This window comes from Thermodesulfobacteriota bacterium, assembly GCA_025062045.1.
GTDB lineage: Bacteria > Desulfobacterota > Syntrophorhabdia > Syntrophorhabdales > JANXAF01 > JANXAF01.
Genome location: JANXAF010000001.1, coordinates 293,808 through 313,010, shown reverse-complemented (window position 1 = coordinate 313,010; position 19,203 = coordinate 293,808). Strand labels below are relative to the sequence as shown.

At 42.5% G+C, this 19,203-nt stretch carries 18 protein-coding genes, 1 tRNA gene and 2 pseudogenes; 19 read left to right on the top strand and 2 right to left on the bottom strand.

Translation table 11 applies throughout. The features are described from left to right. Positions 1–2 precede the first annotated feature (2 nt). The 18 genes and pseudogenes from NZ583_01570 to yqeC all read left to right on the top strand — a co-directional run bounded on the left by NZ583_01570 (position 3) and on the right by yqeC (position 16,866). The gene (locus NZ583_01570; GenBank protein ID MCS7280305.1) at positions 3–554 is read left to right on the top strand and encodes a (4Fe-4S)-binding protein; all 552 of its coding nucleotides are present in this window, start codon (positions 3–5) and stop codon (positions 552–554) included. 2 nt (positions 555–556) lie between these two features. Continuing rightward, entirely contained in the window at positions 557–1,708 is a 1,152-nt protein-coding gene (locus NZ583_01565) for a (Fe-S)-binding protein (GenBank protein MCS7280304.1), read from the top strand. Further along, complete coding sequence (fdhD, locus tag NZ583_01560) at positions 1,705–2,493, top strand: formate dehydrogenase accessory sulfurtransferase FdhD (GenBank protein ID MCS7280303.1); 789 nt, start codon at positions 1,705–1,707, stop codon at positions 2,491–2,493. The genes NZ583_01565 and fdhD overlap by 4 nt, the downstream gene beginning before the upstream one ends. Before the next feature lie 34 nt (positions 2,494–2,527). Continuing rightward, positions 2,528–5,626: pseudogene (locus tag NZ583_01555) on the top strand (CoB--CoM heterodisulfide reductase iron-sulfur subunit A family protein). Positions 5,627–5,724: 98 nt separating this feature from the next. Beyond that, positions 5,725–6,042, top strand: a pseudogene (locus NZ583_01550) (hydrogenase iron-sulfur subunit). 72 nt (positions 6,043–6,114) lie between these two features. Then, positions 6,115–6,501 carry a 4Fe-4S binding protein gene (locus tag NZ583_01545; GenBank protein MCS7280302.1) on the top strand — a complete coding sequence of 129 codons (387 nt, stop codon included), beginning with the start codon at positions 6,115–6,117 and terminating at the stop codon, positions 6,499–6,501. A 194-nt stretch (positions 6,502–6,695) separates the two neighbouring features. Continuing rightward, a complete protein-coding gene (locus NZ583_01540; protein MCS7280301.1) occupies positions 6,696–7,391 on the top strand; it encodes a hypothetical protein in 696 nt (231 codons plus the stop codon). A 44-nt stretch (positions 7,392–7,435) separates the two neighbouring features. Next, positions 7,436–8,119, top strand: a complete 684-nt coding sequence (locus tag NZ583_01535; protein MCS7280300.1) for a response regulator transcription factor — start codon at positions 7,436–7,438, stop codon at positions 8,117–8,119. A 6-nt stretch (positions 8,120–8,125) separates the two neighbouring features. Next, a complete protein-coding gene (locus NZ583_01530) occupies positions 8,126–9,847 on the top strand; it encodes an ATP-binding protein (GenBank protein ID MCS7280299.1) in 1,722 nt (573 codons plus the stop codon). An 80-nt stretch (positions 9,848–9,927) separates the two neighbouring features. Beyond that, entirely contained in the window at positions 9,928–10,929 is a 1,002-nt protein-coding gene (locus NZ583_01525; GenBank protein ID MCS7280298.1) for a PstS family phosphate ABC transporter substrate-binding protein, read from the top strand. Positions 10,930–11,095: 166 nt separating this feature from the next. Next, entirely contained in the window at positions 11,096–11,998 is a 903-nt protein-coding gene (gene pstC, locus NZ583_01520) for a phosphate ABC transporter permease subunit PstC (protein ID MCS7280297.1), read from the top strand. A gap of 8 nt (positions 11,999–12,006) precedes the next feature. Continuing rightward, positions 12,007–12,927: a phosphate ABC transporter permease PstA gene (gene pstA / locus NZ583_01515; GenBank protein ID MCS7280296.1), complete on the top strand. Its 921-nt coding sequence runs from the start codon at positions 12,007–12,009 to the stop codon at positions 12,925–12,927. Further along, positions 12,921–13,709 carry a phosphate ABC transporter ATP-binding protein PstB gene (gene pstB, locus NZ583_01510; protein ID MCS7280295.1) on the top strand — a complete coding sequence of 263 codons (789 nt, stop codon included), beginning with the start codon at positions 12,921–12,923 and terminating at the stop codon, positions 13,707–13,709. The genes pstA and pstB overlap by 7 nt, the downstream gene beginning before the upstream one ends. 96 nt (positions 13,710–13,805) lie before the next feature. Then, complete coding sequence (rplC, locus tag NZ583_01505) at positions 13,806–14,453, top strand: 50S ribosomal protein L3 (protein MCS7280294.1); 648 nt, start codon at positions 13,806–13,808, stop codon at positions 14,451–14,453. 35 nt (positions 14,454–14,488) lie between these two features. Continuing rightward, a complete protein-coding gene (locus NZ583_01500; GenBank protein ID MCS7280293.1) occupies positions 14,489–14,860 on the top strand; it encodes a 6-carboxytetrahydropterin synthase in 372 nt (123 codons plus the stop codon). Next, positions 14,857–15,654 carry a GTP cyclohydrolase FolE2 gene (gene folE2, locus NZ583_01495; protein ID MCS7280292.1) on the top strand — a complete coding sequence of 266 codons (798 nt, stop codon included), beginning with the start codon at positions 14,857–14,859 and terminating at the stop codon, positions 15,652–15,654. The genes NZ583_01500 and folE2 overlap by 4 nt, the downstream gene beginning before the upstream one ends. Beyond that, a complete protein-coding gene (locus NZ583_01490; protein MCS7280291.1) occupies positions 15,647–16,111 on the top strand; it encodes a hypothetical protein in 465 nt (154 codons plus the stop codon). Before folE2 ends, NZ583_01490 begins: the two co-directional genes overlap by 8 nt. 23 nt (positions 16,112–16,134) lie before the next feature. Then, positions 16,135–16,866 (top strand): selenium cofactor biosynthesis protein YqeC, encoded by a 732-nt coding sequence (gene yqeC, locus NZ583_01485; GenBank protein MCS7280290.1) that lies wholly within the window; start codon positions 16,135–16,137, stop codon positions 16,864–16,866. Positions 16,867–16,886: 20 nt separating this feature from the next. Here the strand turns inward: yqeC and NZ583_01480 are convergent, their stop codons facing one another. Continuing rightward, positions 16,887–18,347: a GAF domain-containing protein gene (locus NZ583_01480; protein ID MCS7280289.1), complete on the bottom strand. Its 1,461-nt coding sequence runs from the start codon at positions 18,345–18,347 to the stop codon at positions 16,887–16,889. Between the two features lie 51 nt (positions 18,348–18,398). Here NZ583_01480 and NZ583_01475 point away from each other — a divergent pair. Then, positions 18,399–18,475: transfer RNA gene (locus NZ583_01475), tRNA-Met, on the top strand. Positions 18,476–18,482: 7 nt separating this feature from the next. On the opposite strand, the gene phoU is transcribed toward NZ583_01475, so the two are convergent. Then, positions 18,483–19,163, bottom strand: a complete 681-nt coding sequence (gene phoU / locus NZ583_01470) for a phosphate signaling complex protein PhoU (protein ID MCS7280288.1) — start codon at positions 19,161–19,163, stop codon at positions 18,483–18,485. Positions 19,164–19,203: the final 40 nt, after the last annotated feature.

Below are 19,203 nucleotides of genomic sequence, written 5' to 3'. Positions count from 1 at the left end.
AAATGAAAAGGAAGGTCAAAGTTCTAAAAATCGATCTTAACAAATGCATGGGCTGTAAAGCTTGCGAAGTTGCTTGTGCTGCATTTCACGCAAATCCCAAGTTCAGTAGTGTCAACCTCGCAAGATCCAGGATCCACGTTTTCAGGAATGAGCTGAAAAACGTTTTTGTTCCAGTAAAATCGAGTTTTTATACGAGTGCCGAGTGCGCGGGAAGACCTGTATACTTTTTAGAAGAGAGACCACAGAGTAGCTACGGTGATGGAATAAGCGTGTGTAGTTTCTGTGGAGCCTCCTGTCCTTCGAGAGACATCTTTAAAGAGCCCGACACTGGCCTTCCACTTAAATGCGACATGTGTGAGAGCGATCCACCCCTCGATAAGCCTATGTGCGCAAAGTGGTGTCTTGTGGATGCCATAACCTATGAGGAGAAGGAGGAAGAAGTTGAAGAGGAAACAAAGCCTGATGAGATAGATACTGGCGTCCAGGCGCTCATAGACAGATATGGCTGGGACAAAGTCCTCAACGCCGTATATAGACTAGGTGGAAAAGAGTAAAAATGGAGACTTTAGCCCCTTTCAAGGAAGTAATAGATGAGATAAAAGAGTGCGGAGGAAGAGCTGTAACGAACTGCTTCCAGTGCGGGAAGTGCGATACTGTTTGTCCCTGGAATGAGGTTTCGAATTTCAGTGTAAGAAAGGTTATTCGCGAGGCTACGTTCGGACTTAGCGAGGTAGAAAAGGAAGAAATATGGAAGTGCACAACGTGTGGTAGATGCCCGGTTATATGCCCTCGAGATGTGAAGCAGATAGAAGATATGGTCGCTTTAAGAAGGATAGCCACCAAATATGGAATATTTCCTGGTCCAGTAAAGCCTATAAGGTCGATAGTTCAGGGACTCCAGTGGCAAGGAAATCCTTTCAATGAAGAAAGGCAGAAAAGAAATGAATGGGCTTCCGGATTATCAGTAAAAGAGCATAATGACAAGACCGAGTATCTGTACTTTACCTGTTGTTACCTTTCATACGATCCTAGATTGAAAAGGGTGGCAAGATCGGTCGTCAATATTCTTAACAAGGCAAAGATTGACTTTGGAATCCTGGGACAAAGAGAGAATTGCTGCGGTGAGAGCATTAAGAGATCCGGAAATGAGGATCTTTTTATCCGCCTAGCTAAGGAAAACATAAAGGCCTTTGTGGATAGCGGCGTGAAAAGAATCATAGTCTCCTCACCGCATTGCTACCACACATTCAAAAATGAATATCCAGAATTAAAAGTTAACTTTGAGGTGCTCCACCTATCGGAGGTCGCATACGAACTTCTTTTAAACGGAAGACTCAAAATAAAAAAAGAGTACAAAAAAAGGGTTGTCTATCATGACCCCTGCTATTTGGGTAGACATAACGGAATATTTGACGAGCCGAGAGAGATCCTTAAGTCTATCCCGGGACTTGAGCTTGTGGAATTAAAAGATTCAAGGGAAGACAGCCTATGTTGCGGAATGGGGGGAGGGAGAGTGTGGATGGAAACCCCAAAGGAGGAGAGGTTCTCAAACTTAAGGATTGAAGAAGCTGCAAAGATTGAAGCTCAAGAGCTCGTTACATCATGCCCGTATTGCATAACGGCGTTCGAGGACTCGAGACTGGTAATGAATTTGAGCGACAGAATTGAGGTAAAGGATATAGCTGAAATTCTAGACGAGGTTATATGAGCACAATCCAGACGACGAAGGTGGAAGAAAAAACGATAAACGTTCCATGTGATTTTTTCTTTGAAGGTGATCTTTCTCAAGGCTTTGCAACAATCCCTAGAGAAAAGAAGCTAAAACTTAAAATTAACGGCGTTGAACTGGTGAATATCCTTTGTACTCCCATAAAGCTTGAGTTCTTAGTCATTGGGTATCTGTACCTGGAGGGGTTCATTTCTGGACTTGACGATCTAAAAAAGATGGTCTGGTCATACGATAAAAACGAAGTTGATGTGGAGATTTTGGGAGCTAATTCCCTTTCACCAAAAGGAAGGACGGTACCTGTGGGATTGGGTGGAGGAGCAATCTTCGAAAAAGAGATTAAAAAGGTGGATTCGGATATCTGTTTCTTTGCGGATGAACTCGTAGAAGCTATAAAGAATTTCACAGGATACGTTGAGGAACGAAGACAGGCAAGTGGGATCCATACCTCAGCCCTTGCGCGATCAAAAGATCTTGTCTTTGTGGCGGACGACATTGGGAGGCACAACACTCTCGACAAACTCGCAGGCGAGGCTTTAAAAAGTAATGTTCGGATAGAGGAGATGATTCTAATTACAACGGGACGGGTTTCCTCAGAGATGATCCTTAAGGGAGCAAAGCTCGGTGTTCCTTTAGTTGTGAGCAGGCGTTCCCCGACAGAGGGTGCAGTCGATCACGCAAAAAATCTCGGTATCACTTTGATTGGTCACGCAAAAAAAAACGGATTTTCAATATTTTCGAATCCTGAAAGAATAAAGTTCAGATAAACCGGAGGCATCAATGGATGGAAAGATTTTAGAGATGCCAAAAATAAGACCACCAGTTGACAGGGAAGACTATGCAGATGTGCTTGTCATAGGAGGGGGCATTAGCGGAATTCAGGCTTCTTTAGATTTGGCTAATTCAGGGTTCAAAGTCTTTCTTGTTGACAGTGCCCCTTCCATCGGCGGCCATATGGCCCAACTAGACAAGACATTCCCCACTAATGAGTGTTCTATCTGAATACTTTCCCCTAAGCTGGTCGAGGTCGGCCGGCATCCAAACATAAAGGTTCTAAGTTACACAGAGATCGAGCATGTAGAGGGTGAGGCAGGCGACTTTACGGTAACGATACTTAAAAAGCCAAGGTATATAAGGGAAGACAAATGCACTGGATGCAGTGCCTGTGTTGATTATTGCCCTGTCAGAATTCCGGATCCTTTCAACCAAGAGATCTCTAAAAACAAGGCAATACACATATACTTTTCACAGGCAATCCCGCTTATCACGTACATCGATGAGAACTGTCTCTACCTCAAAGAAAAGAAGTGCAAGATATGCGAGGCGGTTTGCAAGCATAATGCTATAGATTTCACAGACAGGCCAAAAAAAGTGGATATAAATGTCGGCGCCATAGTAATTGCGTGGGGTTTTGATCCTTATGATCCGCGCTTAAGAAGGGACTACAAATATAGGGTGTACAAAAATATTGTGACCAGCATGGACTATGAGAGAATCCTAAGTTCCACAGGACCTTACGAGGGTGAGATAAAAAGATCCTCAGATCTTAGGCACCCAAACAAGATAGCATGGATCCAATGCGTAGGTTCTAGGGATCTGGTCAAGGGAAGTAAAAGTTACTGTTCTGCTGTTTGTTGCACATATACCCAAAAACAGGTAATCCTCACTAAAGATCATAATCCGGATGCAGAATGTGTGGTCTTTCACAACGATATAAGGGCGTACGGAAAGGACTTTGAGAGGTTTTATCAGAGGGCGGAAGGCTTACCAAAAGTGAGGTTTATAAGAAGCTTCGTTAACATAGTGCGGGAGGACCCTTCAACACACAACATAACGATCAGGTATTCGACAACGGAGGGGGTGAAGGAGGAAGAATTCGAAATGGTCGTTCTCGCTGTCGGACTCTGTCCCCCCAAGAATGTGAGAAGCCTTGCTCAGAAGTTAGGAGTTGAGCTAAACGAGCACGATTTCGTAAAAACCCAACCATTTTCACCTATTGAGACGAACCGGCCAGGTGTCTTTGTATGTGGGGCATCCATAGGTCCGCTAGATATTCCAGAGGCTGTCTTCGGTGCAAGCGGGGCTGCCTCCAAGTGTGGGGAGCTGCTAAATTACCGTAGAGGCAAGCTTACAAAGAGAAGGATCTATCCTCCGGAAAAGGATGTTAAAGACGAAATACCGCGGGTCGGTGTCTTTGTCTGTTACTGAGGGGCAAATATAGGGCGCGTCGTGGACGTGCCCTCCGTCATAGAATATGCCAATAAACTTCCTTACGTCGTGCATGTGGCTGGCCAACTCTTCTCATGCTCGACGGAATCGACAAAACAGATAATGGAGGCTATAAAAGAATACAATCTCAATAGAGTTGTAGTTGCCGCCTGTACACCAAGAACGCACGAGCCAACATTCAGGGATTCTTTGCGGGAAGGAGGATTGAACCAGTATTATTTTGAGTTTGCGAACATAAGAGAGCACTGCTCATGGGTGCACTCAAAGGAAAAAGAGGACGCCACCGAAAAATCTAAGGATCTTGTGCGGATGTCCTTAGCGAGAGCGTTATTTTTGGAATCTCTTGAAGAGTTCGAACTACCTGTTGATAAGCGGGTGCTCGTAGTAGGAGGAGGGATTGCGGGTATGACAAGCGCCATAAGCTGCGCGTCCCAAGGTTTTGAAGTCTTTCTTATCGAGAAGGAGAAAGAGCTGGGAGGGATAGCGAGAAGGATCTATTACACCCTCGAAGGTATGGATGTCCAGGCCTATCTAAAAGATCTGATAAAGAAAGTCTATAGCGAACCGCGTATACATGTTTTTTTGGGTTCGAAAATCATATCTGCCTCAGGATATGTTGGGAACTTTGTAACAAAGATTGAATCTGAGAGGGGAGAGTTCGAGATTAAACATGGTGCCACGATCATCGCAACAGGTGCGGAGGAACTGAAACCAAATGAGTACATGTACGGAGAGTCAGATAAAGTTTTTACGAACTTGGAACTCGAAGAGCTCATAGCGAAAAAGGACGAAAAGGTTCTCAAAGCAAATACAGTAGTCATGATCCAGTGTGTTGGATCGAGAAATGAAGAGAGAAATTACTGTTCGAGGGTCTGCTGTGCAGAATCGGTAAAGAATGCGCTATGGCTTAAGGAGATAAATCCGAATGTTGATATCTATATCCTCTTTAGGGATATGCGGACTTATGGGTTTAAGGAAGACTATTATAGGGAAGCCCAAAGAAGGGAAATTAGGTTCATAAGGTACGAACCTCAAAGAAAACCTTCTCTTAGAGTCGTGAGGGAAGGAGCGAAAGAGTACTTAAAAGTCATAGTCTTCGAGCCTATACTCGACAAATATTTGGAGATAGATGCAGATATAGTTTCACTTGCTTCGGCTATTGTGGCTCCCTCAACGAATGAAGAGATCGCCTCCTTCTTTAATTTGCAACTGGGCCTCGATAACTTCTTCAAAGAGGCACACGTGAAGCTAAGACCTGTAGATTTCGGTACAGACGGTGTGTATCTCTGCGGACTCGCCCACTATCCGAAATTCATAAACGAGGCGATAAGCCAGGCTTATGGCGCCGCAGGAAGGGCAATAACGCTCATATCCCATGATACGGTTGTGGCATCCGGTTCAGTGTGCGTTGTCGATGAGAAAAGATGCATAGGATGTGGAGCGTGTAGCGAAGTTTGTACATACGGTGCTATAGAGATAATCGAGACTAAGCAGGGGAAAAAGGCAAAGATGAACCCTGTTCTTTGCAAAGGGTGTGGGCTCTGTAATTCCAAATGTCCGACCGGTGCTATTCAGCTAAAACATTTTAAGGACGAGCAGTTGTTCGCACAGATCGATGCGGCAAATCCTGAAAGATTCGTATTCGAAGAGGTAAAAGAGGTGGCATCTTAAAGAGGGTTTAAAGGAGGTGAGATAGAGTGAAAAACCCAGGGAAATTTAGACCTAAAATTCTTGCTTTCCTTTGCCATTGGTGAGGGTACGGCGCAGCGGATATGGCTGGAGTTTCCAGGCTGCAGTACTCACCTGATATAAGGATAATACGGATTATGTGTGCAGGAAGGGTCGATTTAACCTTCATATTCAGGGCCTTTCTTAACCGATTAGACGGTGTCTATATAGCTGGTTGTAGGCTTGACGAATGTAACTACATAACCCATGGAAACTACCATGCTCTCACTATGACTCTTCTTGCAAAAAGGATAATGGAGAACATAGGGATATTTCCTGAAAGATTGAGAATCGAGTTTATGAACGCCAGCATGGGTCAGTATTTTGCAGAGACAGTTAACGAAATGGTATCGAAGATAAGGGAACTTGGACCTATCGGGATAGGAGAAAAGATTTCAGATGAGGAGTTTAAAGAAAAGATAGAGAGAGTGATGAAGCTTATCCCCTACATAAAGATTGAAAAGAGGGAAAAACTCAAAACGAGACTCGATAAAAACTCACCTGAAAAGTGGGAAAGCTTCTTCACAAAAGAAGAGATCGAGTCGCTTTTGAGAGATGTTCCATCTTACTACATAGATCCTGAAAGATGCCATGCATGCATGGCGTGTGCGAGAAGATGTCCTGTTGAAGCAATAGACAGCAAAAAAGGGATGGTCCATATAATAGATCAGGAAAAATGTGTAAAGTGTGGAACGTGCCTTGATGTATGTCCTCCTAAATTCAAAGCCGTTTTAAAACTCGTTGGTGTTCCTGTGCCTCCACCCCTTCCCGAAGAAAAAAGGATATTAAGAAAGGATAAAGAGAAGGAGGTGGCCTAAGAGTTTTTCTTTCGGGAAAGGGCCAAAAGGACTTAGAGATCACTGACATCCACACACATGGAATTCTAGGGCTAAGTACGGATACTACATCGCCCGAAGAGATTTTAAGAATCGCAAAGACTCATTTCTCTTTCGGAACCCGTAACATTCTTCTTGCAGTCTATCCTGGTCCCATAGAAAGGATGCGTCAAAACATGGAGGTTATAAAAAAGGCGATGGACTATCTTGGAAAAGATTCGTCTTATTCTGATACTGCCAGGATCTTAGGTGTGTACCTTGAAGGACCCTTTTTGAATGAGAAAAGGTGCGGAGCCCTGGATAGAAGGTTTTTTCTAAAACCGGATGAAAAAAAGTTGGAAGAGATTTTGGAAGGTTTCTACGATGTAGTGAAAGTCATAACGGTCGCACCGGAGCTTGATGGTGCAATGAGGCTCATTAAGCTTCTTACAAAAAAGGGAATCATTGTGAGTATGGGCCACTCCGAGGCTACATATACAGAGGCGGAAGAGGCGTATAAAAATGGTGCCCGGTTAATAACCCATATCTTTAATGCGATGAAACCTTTCCACCACAGAAACGTAGGGATTGCCGGATTCGGACTTTTAAAAAGGGATGTTTATGTTGAGGTGATAGGGGACCTGAACCATCTAGATATTAAAACGATTGAACTTGTCTTCCGAATGAAAAAAAATGACCGGATAATTCTCGTTTCGGATTCTTTTCGCGGCACCTTGAAAAACAACAAAAAGAAAAAAAGACTCGAGGGAGGTGACGCACCGCTTTCTCTTTGCGCTAAAAGATTAATAGAGGCAGGATTCGATGCAGAACTTATAGAAACGTGTATAAGCGAGAATCCGTTGAGTATGCTTCGAACATTTGGCCGAGGTTGACATTGCTTTTTACAAAGTTATAATGTCTAAAAAAGCCATACCTTATGGATGAGCTTGTATTCGTTCTAGACGACGAGGCTGATATATGTGAACTCATAAGGATAAACTTCACAAAGGAAAGGTACAGAGTCAAAACTTTTACTTCTGCGGAGTCTTTTTTTTATCAGATAGTAAAAGAGATACCGGACCTCATAATATTGGACCTTATGCTGCCTGACATGGATGGGTTTGAAGTCTGCAAGAAGCTGAAAAAGAGCGAGAAGTATTCTAGAATTCCTGTGATTATGCTTACGGCAAAAGTTGACGAGACAGACAAAATCGTGGGCTTTGAGGTTGGTGCGGACGATTATGTAACAAAACCGTTTTCGATACGGGAACTTTTAGCTAGGGCAAAGGCAGTACTGAGAAGAGCATATTCGATAAAGACCAGTGAAGTTTTAGAGTTAAAAAACAGGCTTTTCGTGTATCCGGAAAGCTATGAAGCTTATCTCGACGGGAACAGGCTGGAACTTACAACAACCGAATTTAGAATACTGGAACTTCTAATGAAAAAGAAAGGTATCGTGCTCACAAGGGAGGCGATCCTTGACCATCTTTGGGGAGACGAAAAGGTAGTGGTCGATAGGACGATAGATGTACATATAAGGCACATAAGGGAAAAGCTAAAAGATATGGGAAAATGTATAAAAAGCGTACGGGGCATAGGTTACAAGCTGGAGAAGGATTAAGAGGTTTTGGCAGTTTCTTCAATTAAACATCCTTTTTTACTTTCAATTTTTGCTATTGCCTTACTCTTTGCTCCTTTTCAGGCAAAGTTCCTAGATTCGATCCTATTTGACGAACGTTCACAAAGTATAGAAAGGATGGCGTTATTATTTGATAAGAAAGTCGCGTCCCTTATCTCGGGAAAAAATCTAAAAATTCTAAAAGGAGAGATCTCTGAGTTTGAAAATTTAACCGGACTGAAAGTTATCATCTTTGATCCTTCTTGGAATGTCATTTATACGTCTTATGAAGGATCCAAAGACTTATACGAAATTGCTTCCGAGTTAAAAAAAGGTCAGTCAATTAAAAATGGGACATTGAGGATTAGGATCAATGGAAAAGAGGAACTCTTTTTCGGTAAATCGATAAAGAGAGGTAACTCAGTTTTAGGGACGATCGTCTTCGTAGACTCTATTGAGAATAGTCCATATTACGTGTTTTTGGTGTACGGTTACCCATCCATTATTCTCCTTGCCATACTAGTTTTCATTCTCGTCTTTCTCAGAAGAGTATACCAGCCTTTCAACATTATGCGAGATGGCGCAAAAAAGATAGCTAATCACGGCTTAAAAGATGTTGCCATATTTCACGAGATCAAGGGAAAGTTGCCTTTGGAATTTGAAGAAATGATAAAGAAGCTAAAAAATGACCTAGAAAACATATCTAAGCGGATAAAAATCAGCGAAGGGGTGCTTTTGGCAATATCCGACCCGATTCTAGTAATCGACCATCAAGGAAAGATAGAATTTTTTAACGACTCATTTTCCGCTCTCGTCGATGAAAGGTTAAAGCAAGGGATGCACTATTTTGAAGTGATAAGGGATGCGGCGTTCCATGACCTTATAAAGGAACACTCTCTCCTTATAAGGAGTGGACGAACCCAGGTAAAAAAAGAGCTTGAACTTAAGGGGCGAAGGTTCAGAATAACAGGATCGGCCATAAATCAAAATGGAGAAAGGTTATACGTCTTCCATGACGTAACAGATATAGTGGAAGTAGAGAGGATGAAGAAAGACTTTATAGCAAATTTGTCTCACGAGCTACGGACTCCACTCAGTGCCATTAAGGGATTTGTGGAGACTTTGGAATGCGAGATACCGGAGAGTGCGAAAACCTACATGGAAATAATAAAGAGAAACACGGAGAGACTTATAGGAATCGTAAACGACCTTCTTGTACTTTCAAAATTAGAAGAGGGAAAACATTTAATGCAGATCGAAGAGGTAGACTTAGGGGAAGTTTTTGAACCGATACTCAAACTCTTTGAGCAGAAGATCAAAGAGAAAAGTCTAGACCTAATTGTGGACATTGAAAAAGGTGTAAAGGTGGAAGCGGACAAGTTTCAGATCGAGCAGATCTTCGTAAACCTTATAGATAACGCAGTTAAGTACACAGATCGAGGATACATAAAAATTACAATAAAAAGGGAGAAAGATTTTGCCGTAATCACTGTCGAGGACTCAGGTATAGGAATACCTGAAAAAGACCACAAAAGAATATTTGAAAGGTTCTACGTCGTTGACCGATCCAGATCCAAAAAGTTCGGCGGGACGGGACTGGGCCTTTCCATTGTAAAGCACGTAGTTATGCTTCATAATGGAACTATTGAATTAAAAAGTTCTCCGGGAGAGGGAAGTCGTTTCACCGTTAGGCTTCCTCTTCGATTCGAGCAAAGTTTAACAGAAAATTAACATTTTCCTAAAAATATCTTAATGTTGGAACGGTAAGCTATTTACGGCCATTGTGGCAAAAATCTATAAAGGAGGGTCCCATGAAGTTAAAGCAAATGCTACTTATATGTTTTGCGGTTGCGATGTTTTTTGCTTCCGAGTTGGCATTTGGCGCAGGAAAGATCGTAAAGATCGATGGTTCTAGCACAGTGTATCCTATAACTGAGGCGGTGGGTGAGGAGTTCCAGAAGGCAAAAAAAGGTGAAATTAAAGTAACAGTAGGGATATCGGGAACCGGAGGGGGATTTAAAAAGTTCTGTAGGGGAGAGATCGATATATCTAACGCATCGAGGCCAATTCTAAAAGCTGAGATCGAAGCTTGCAGAGCTGGAGGTGTGGATTACATAGAACTCCCGATTGCTTACGACGGGTTGGCTGTTATGGTGAACCCGAAGAATGACTGGGTCGACAAACTGACCGTGGAAGAACTGAAAAAGATCTGGGAGCCAGCGGCCCAGGGTACGATTACGAGATGGAACCAGATCCGTCCTACGTGGCCCAACGCGCCTCTTAAGCTTTTCGGTCCCGGTGTAGATTCGGGAACGTTCGATTATTTCACTGAGGCTATCGTGGGAAAGGCAAAGGCATCCAGAGGAGATTACACATCCAGTGAGGACGATAACGTGCTGGTTCAGGGAATAGCTGGCGATAAGTATAGCCTTGGATACTTTGGCCTCGCATACTACGAGGAGAACAAAGACAAGCTAAAACTTGTTCCTATTGTGAATCCAAAGACCGGAAAGGCGGTACTTCCATCGCATGAGACTGTTATGAACGGATCGTATCAGCCACTGTCAAGACCCCTTTTCATATATGTGAGTGTCTCCTCGCTAAAAAAGCCGGAAGTAAAAGAATTTGTGGAATTTTATATAAGGAATGTGCCCAGACTGGCCAGGCAGGTAGGTTACATACCCCTTCCTCCAAAGGCCTATGAGCTTGTGAGAGAAAGATTCACCAAAGGGGTTACAGGGTCTGTCTTTGGAGGGGAGCCTGAGGTTGGATTGAGCATAGAGGAACTCTTAAGAAGGGAAGCGAAGAAATAGTATTTGAACCATCAGTCGTCATTCCAAAGGGCAGGGTAAAACCCTGCCTTTCTCATAACTTTAAGAAAATTTTAAACCTTTTTTTCGGTTCCGAACTTGGATTGAGAAGGGCCCCTACGAATGAATTTATTGACAAAAAGAAGCCAAAGGTTTAAAAAGTTTCTGAATGCGAAATTTCCGGAGCGTGAAAGCACCTAGTCGGATCAAAGAGAAAGCGATAGTTGCCTCACTCTTTTTTTGCGCAGCTTTTTCTGTTTTTGTGACCATAAGCATCGTTGTTATACTTTTTTATGATTCCTACGGATTTTTCCGGAAAGTATCGATCAAAGAGTTCCTAACGGGGACCCAATGGACTCCCCTTTTTGCCGAACCTAAATTCGGTGTTCTTCCGCTTGTTGCTGGTACCTTTCTTACGACAACGATCGCTTTGATGGTTGCTCTTCCGGTCGGACTTATAACGGCCATTTATCTAAGCGAATACGCACCGGCGAAACTGAGAGAGGCTTTAAAACCTATTCTTGAGCTACTTGCCGCTGTTCCCACGGTCGTTTACGGATACTTCGCCCTTTTATTTGTAACTCCGCTTTTACAGAAATTCATTCCTGATTTGTCCGGTTTTAACGCTTTAAGCCCAGGGATTATAATGGGTATAATGATCGTTCCCTATGTGAGCTCAGTCAGCGAAGATGCGATGAGAGCAGTTCCAATGAGTATAAGGGAAGGTTCGTACGCAATGGGTGCAACGAGACTTCAAACTGCCATCCGTGTTGTGGTTCCGGCAGCCTTCTCTGGGATTGCTGCTGCGTTCATAATGGGTATTTCGAGGGCTATAGGGGAGACGATGGTAGTCGCAATAGCCGCTGGAATGATGCCTAACTGGACGATAAATCCTTTAGAGCCTGTCCAAACTTTCACTTCCTATATCGTTCAAGTAAGCCTCGGTGATGTCCCACACGGGACTTTAGAGTACAGCACTATATTCGCTGTGGGACTCGTTCTTTTTATCATAACATTAGCTGCAAACGTGGTAAGCTTTTTTCTGAAAATGAAATTCATGGAACGGTACTAAAGCATCTTATGCTAAAAGAGCCCAACCACATAAATGAACACATAAGAGTAGCGAAGTACTTGGATCAAATTTTTGCAATATTCGGTCTTTTGTTCTGCTTTATAGGACTTGGGCTCATACTTGTACTTCTTATAGACCTCTTCATTGATGGCGCGTCCCGGCTCAACTGGAGGTTTTTTACATCTTTTCCGTCCAGGTTTCCGGAACAGGCGGGAATCTTATCGGCATGGGTCGGAAGTTTTGCTGTGATGTTTGTCACCGCTTTCTGTGCAATACCACTTGGAGTTGGTGCTGGAATTTACCTCGAAGAGTACGCTAAGAAAAATTGGCTCACTAATCTCATTGAGATAAACATAGCGAACCTTGCAGGGATCCCATCTATAATATACGGTCTTCTTGCGCTTGGTCTATTCGTTTATTTACTAGATTTCGGAGAGAGCATACTTACTGGAGGCCTAGCCCTAGGACTACTTATATTGCCCATAGGAATTACCGCCACAAGAGAAGCCATAAGGTCGGTACCACAATCGATAAGGGAGGCTTCGTACGCATGCGGGGCTACGAAGTGGCAGACTGTGCGCCACCATGTACTTCCCTATTCAATGGGAGGTATCCTTACCGGAATAATAATAGGGCTATCGAGGGCAATAGGCGAGACGGCACCGCTTATTACGGTTGGTGCCTTGACCTTCATCGCGTTTCTTCCTTCTCCACCGATAAGTGGTGAGTTTCCTTTTATATCGTTTAAGTGGCTATTTGACAGTTTCACAGTCATGCCCGTACAAATATTCAATTGGATTTCTAGGCCTCAGAAAGGTTTCCACATGAATGCGGCTGCAGCCTGCATCGTTCTTATGGTCATGACCCTTCTTATGAACGGTCTTGCCATTTACATAAGGTACAGGTATAGGAAGAGGATAAGATGGTAGACGGAGAAAAGTTACCAGGTGATGAGGTTAAAGCTGAAGTACGGAATTTGAACTTCTACTATGGCGAAAACAAGGTATTGGAAAACGTGTACCTTTCTATTGCTAAAGGAAAGATTACAGCTCTTATAGGACCTTCGGGATGTGGAAAGACAACCTTTCTGAGATGTTTCAACAGAATGCACGATCTCTATCCAGGAAACAGATACGAGGGTGAAATCATCCTTTACCCCGAACAGGTTAACATCCTTTCGAGCGATGTGGATCCTATTAAAGTGAGAATGCAAATAACTATGGTTTTTCAAAAACCGAACCCTTTCCCGAAATCAATATACGAGAACGTCGTATATGGACTCCGTATCAGGGGAATAAACAAAAAAAGTTACCTCGATGAGGTGGTAGAAAAATCGTTAAAAAGCGCGGCACTTTGGGATGAGGTGAAAGACAGGCTCCACAAGCCTGCCTATGACCTTTCGGGTGGTCAACAACAGAGGCTATGTATCGCAAGGGCTTTAGCAACTAACCCAGCGATCCTTCTTTTCGATGAACCAACCTCCGCACTGGATCCTATCGCTACGGCAAAGATAGAAGAGTTGATGATAGAGCTCAAAAAGGAGGTTACAATCTTAATAGTCACGCATAATATGCAACAGGCTGCGCGAGTCTCGGATTATACAGCCTTTATGTATCTGGGAAGGATCATCGAATTTGGAAAGACGGACAGGATATTTACAAATCCTAAGGAGAAACTAACGGAAGATTACATCACTGGACGATTTGGATAGGTAGCTGAAGTGGGCTTTAAGTGACTTCGGGCTTGGTTTCCTTGACATTACAGGGTTTTTAATGTAAGATTTCCCAACTTCTCGGGAGGTATCAAGATGCCCGTTGGTATACTTGGAAAAAAACTCAGAATGACGCAAATCTTTGACGAGCAGGGAAACATAGTTCCCGTGACAGTTATACAGGCAGGGCCCTGCTACGTGATCAGAAAAAAAGTTGTAGAAAGGGACGGATACAACGCGATTCAGGTTGGTTTCGATGAGATAACTAAGGTAAAAAGGGTTAACAAACCTATGAGAGGACTATTCAAAAAAGCAGGGACACCGCCACTGAGATTCATAAGGGAATTTAAGGTCGATGAGGAAGAACTGAAACTTTTTGAAATCGGTAAATCGTACAATGTAGCGGATGTCTTCAAGCAGGGAATGTATGTTGATGTGACAGGAACTTCAAAAGGAAAGGGGTTCCAGGGTGTCGTAAAAAGGCATGGTTTCAGTGGAGCTCCTGCATCAAGAGGGACACACGAATACTTCAGACACGGAGGTTCCATAGGCCAGAACATGACACCTGGTCGCACCATGAAAGGGAAGAAGATGCCAGGTCACATGGGAATGAGAAAGGTGACAGTGCAGAATCTTAAGGTTGTGGACATAAAACCGGATTTAAATGTGATGCTAGTAAAGGGAGCCATTCCTGGACCCACAAACGGATATGTCATCATAAGAAAGGCGAAGAAAAAACCATAATCTCTTCTCTCAATCTGTCTATAGCGGGAAGTTCGATGTACATAGTTAGCGTAAAAGATTCGTTCTCTGCGGCGCACCGTCTCTCTGGAATTGCGGGAAAATGTGAAGAACTTCACGGTCACAATTACGTGGTAGAAGTCTTTGTGGAAGGCGAAAATCTAAAAGACGGATTGCTTATCGACTTTAGGGAACTAAAGGTTGCTTTAAGAGACATCCTATTGGAATTAGACCATAAGTATCTAAACGAATTAGATTTCTTCAAAACCAACTCTAGTTCAGCGGAGTCGGTAGCCTATTACATCTTTAGCAAACTCGAACCGAAAGTCAAAGAAAAGAAACTAAGACTAAAGGAAGTCCGTGTCTGGGAATCCGAAAACAGTTGTGCTTCGTATAGGGAGGATAATTGATAGACGTCCAAAACATGGAAGATCATAGGATGGTCGACATCGATAAAGTGGGAGTGAAAAATATAAAGTACCCTATTGTTGTTCTCGACAAAAAAAACGGTATTCAGCACACTGTCGCAACCATAGACATGTATGTGAACCTTCCGCACAATTTTAAGGGAACGCATATGAGCCGTTTCGTGGAGATACTCCATGAGAACAAGAACATGATAAATATGAAGAACCTCCCGGGTATTTTAAAAGAGATGAAGAAGCGTCTAAACGCAGAAAAGGCTCACATAGAGATAAGGTTCCCTTACTTCATAAAAAAGCAAGCCCCTGTGAGTAAGACACCTGGTTACCTTGAGTACGAATGTGCTTTTATCGGGTCTATGAACGAGGCTGATGAAATGAAAGAGTTCATAGTATCTGTCTCTGTTCCGATAAATACCTTATGTCCCTGCTCAAAAGAGATATCGAATTATGGAGCCCATAACCAAAGGGGAATTGTTAGGGTGAGCGTCAAGTTCAAAAAGTTTTTCTGGATTGAGGACTTGATAAACACCATAGAGAATTGTGCAAGTTCGGACATCTATTCTGTCTTAAAAAGAGAGGATGAAAAGTACGTAACAGAAAAGGCATACGAGAATCCAAAGTTTGTAGAAGATGTGGTCAGGGACATAGCCATTGAGCTATCGAAGGATAACAATTTCACATGGTTCGCCATAGAAGCGGAGAATCTTGAAAGTATCCATAATCACAACGCTTATGCCTTTATTGAAAGAAACAACGAAAAAGGGGGTTGCCATGAGTAAAGGATTAACAATAATAGGGTTAATTATGGGTCTTATACTATTTGGCTGCGCCCATTTCGAGAAAGCAAAAGTAGCGGAGGGAGAAAAAAAGGCAAAGGAAGGACCTGCTCTAAACCAAGTATTCTATAACTTTCCGGATATTCCTATTCCAAAGGAGCTCGAGCTTGTATCAGATAGGAGTTTTATTTACGAGTCTCCTGGTATTAAGGCGGGTGTTTTGGTATTTAGGGGAAATGTGGATGTGGACTCTCTACAGAACTACTTTAAAATTAACATGTCGAAAAATGGGTGGAGGTTTGTGAACAGTTTTAGATTCAGGGAGATAATGCTCAACTATGCAAAAGACGATAAGACCTGCACTATAAAGATAAGCAGAGAAGGATTCACAACGGACGTTGAGATCTCTGTTGGCCCACAGGCTGGTATCAGTCCTTCACCAAGGGGTCCTGAGAAGTAAACCGTAGAATCAAGAAAGACTCCATGATCTTTCACCAAAAAAGGGTGAAGGATCTTTTTTCACTTCTTTCCGGGTACAAGTTAATAACTGTCATAGGGGCTGGCGGAAAAACTACCCTTATAGAATGTGCCTCTAAGGAAATTAAGGACAAAGGGTTTTCGGTTGTAATGACCACGACGACAAAGATTCTCGCAAAAGAGCCCTACCTACTCGAGAGTCAGCTAACCGAAGAACTATTGAGTCTTAGACCTCTCTTAAGGATAGGAGGGGAACTCAAAGATGGAAAATTGCACTCCGTATCAGAAGAAACTTTAGCGAAGCTAAAAAGATTTTATGATGTTATTTTTGTCGAGGGAGATGGAGCAAAAGGAAGGCCGCTAAAATACTGTGCTGAGCATGAACCAGTAATCCCCCCTTCGTCTGATTTTGTAATAGTTATCTGTGGACTTGATGGTCTGGGAAAAAAGGTGAAAGACGTTGTTTTCCGGTGGGAACTTTTAAAGGAGATGGAAAGATTTAGTGATGAAAGCGTAATCGATGAAGAGAGATTTGTATCTATTGTGTGCAAGGGGATGGTAAGACGGATATCTGGCAAAAGATACGCAATTTGCCTAAATAAGTACGATACCATAAGGGAAAAGACTAAAATTTATTCAATCTCCAGGATGCTTGGAGCAAGAACGGATCCTGACTTTATTTTTGTTTCGAGTCTCAAATACGGTATATTTTACAAGCTTGAAAAGGAGTATCTATAGGTTTTTGACAGGCGAAGATTTCAAAATAGCTCAGGAATTCCGCTACTTACGAAGAGTTCAAAAAGGTCCTTATCAATCTCTCCGTCTTTGGCCATTTTTTCCATGATAATTAGTGCCTCGGATCGAGTATTTGAAGCTCTATAAGGTCTATCCTTTGCAGTTAGGGCCTCAAATATATCGGCTATGGATATAATTCTCGACTGTAAGGGAAGAGACTTTGCATCGATGCCCCTAGGATAGCCTTTGCCGTTTAACTTTTCATGGTGGGAAGAGGCAATAAACGGTACGTTTTTTAGCTTTTTCGGGAATCTGAGGTTAGAAAGAATTTTATAGGTTATCTCTGCATGGCTATTCACTATTTTCTTTTCCTTTTCTGTGAGGGTTCCCCTTTTAACGCATAGGCTTTGTAGCTCCTCTTCTTTTAAGAATGGCTCCTCTCCTCTATCCGATTGCCACGTCCTTTCACCAATTTTTTCTAATTTTTCAACAGTGCTTTCGGTTACGGGCTCTAGTCCTAAATTTATCCTTTCTAAGAGTTCCATCTCGCTTTTTAGCTCCTCCCGTTTTTCAGGGAAGAAAGCGTACTCCCTTTTTAAAATCTCGTATCTTAGCCTTATCAGTTCTATCCTATCAAGAAGAGAGTGCAACTTTGTGGCCTTGTCTAGTATATGTTCCGGGATGGACACCTTTCCCACATCGTGTAAGATCGCAGCGATCTTTATTTCTTCTATCTCATCATCCGTAAGATAGGTGTTTGCAAAAGGGCCCAAATTCGTTTCGTTTATCTTTTGTGCTAACATTACTGCAATTTGAGTGACCCTTTCTGCGTGGCCCCTCGTGTAAGGAGACTTTTCATCTATGGCGGACGTTATGGCTCTTATAAAGGATTGGAAAAGTTCTTCAAGATCGTTAATGAGCATTCTATTTGTGAGAGCTATGGCTGCCTGGGAAGCCAGACACTCGATAAGCTCTTCATCTTCTTGAGAAAATGGAATTACTTTTCCTGTTATTTCATCTTTTGCATTTATCAATTGCAAAACGCCTATTATTTCAGCTTCATGGTTCTTCATGGGAACGACAAGCATCGATTTGGACCTGTAATTTGCTTTTAAATCGAAATCCTTCGTTTTTTCAAAGTTGAAGATTTTTGTATCGTAAACGTCGTCTATACTTACTGTCTTACCTGTCAGAGCACAGTAGGAGGAGACGTTAGAGTAGTTGGGACTTCCATCCTCGTTTAATAAAGGCACAGACTCCCAGGGCGTAAGGGATATTATCCCGTTTGTCCGGATACCAAGTGTTTTGTTTCTGACAATTGCAAACTCTAAACTCTTTTTGTCTTCAGAGACGATATAAAGTGTTCCTCCGTCAGATTTTGTAAATTCCATAGCAGATTCTACTATCATATCAAAAAGTCTCATAATGTCTTTTTCTTTCGACAGCGCAATACCTATTTCTTTTAGTCTTTTTAGAACGTCCATAGAAAAGAACTCCTGTTGACATAAGCCCAGACATGATTTAAAATCAAAGTTAGCGGGGTGGAGCAGTCTGGTAGCTCGTTGGGCTCATAACCCAAAGGTCGGCAGTTCAAATCTGCCCCCCGCAACCAAAAAAACTTAAGCTTCTGGAATCGGTTTCATGTGTCTTATAATCTTTCCCTTTACCATGAATATCACTAATTCTGCTATGTTTACCGCGTGATCGGCGATCCTTTCTAAATATTTTGATATGAAGATGAGCCTTGTGGCTCTTGTTATAGTTCTTGGATCCTCCATCATATAAGTTAGTAACTCCCTAAAAATCTGATCGAGAAGCTGATCAACTAGTTCATCATCTTTTGCAACTTTAAGCGCAAGGTCCACATCCTCCCTTACGAAAGCATCCAGACTCTCTTTGACCATCTGCTGTGCTATCTTTGCCATTTTGGGCAGATCTATGTACGGTTTAAGTTGTGGTTCCTGGTTTAATTCTAAGACGCGTTCGCATATATTGACCGCAAGATCCCCTATCCTTTCTAAATCGTAGTTTATCTTAATTGCCGTAGTTATGAATCTGAGATCCTTGGCTGCGGGCTGTCTCAGTGCGAGAAGCCTCAGGCAGAATTCGTCTAGTTCAACTTCCTTAGCGTTAAGTATATCGTCATTAGATATTACCTCTCTTGCAAGGTTCGAATCTCTCTCAAGTAAAGCCTTTATGGCGTTATCTATGGCCTTTTCAACGAGACTTCCCTCATATAAAAGCCCCTCTTTTAGCTCTTTGAGCTCTTGATCAAATGTTTTGGAGATGTGACCGTTCATTGATTTCCCCCTATTTTTTCAGGTAAACTATAATAATTTT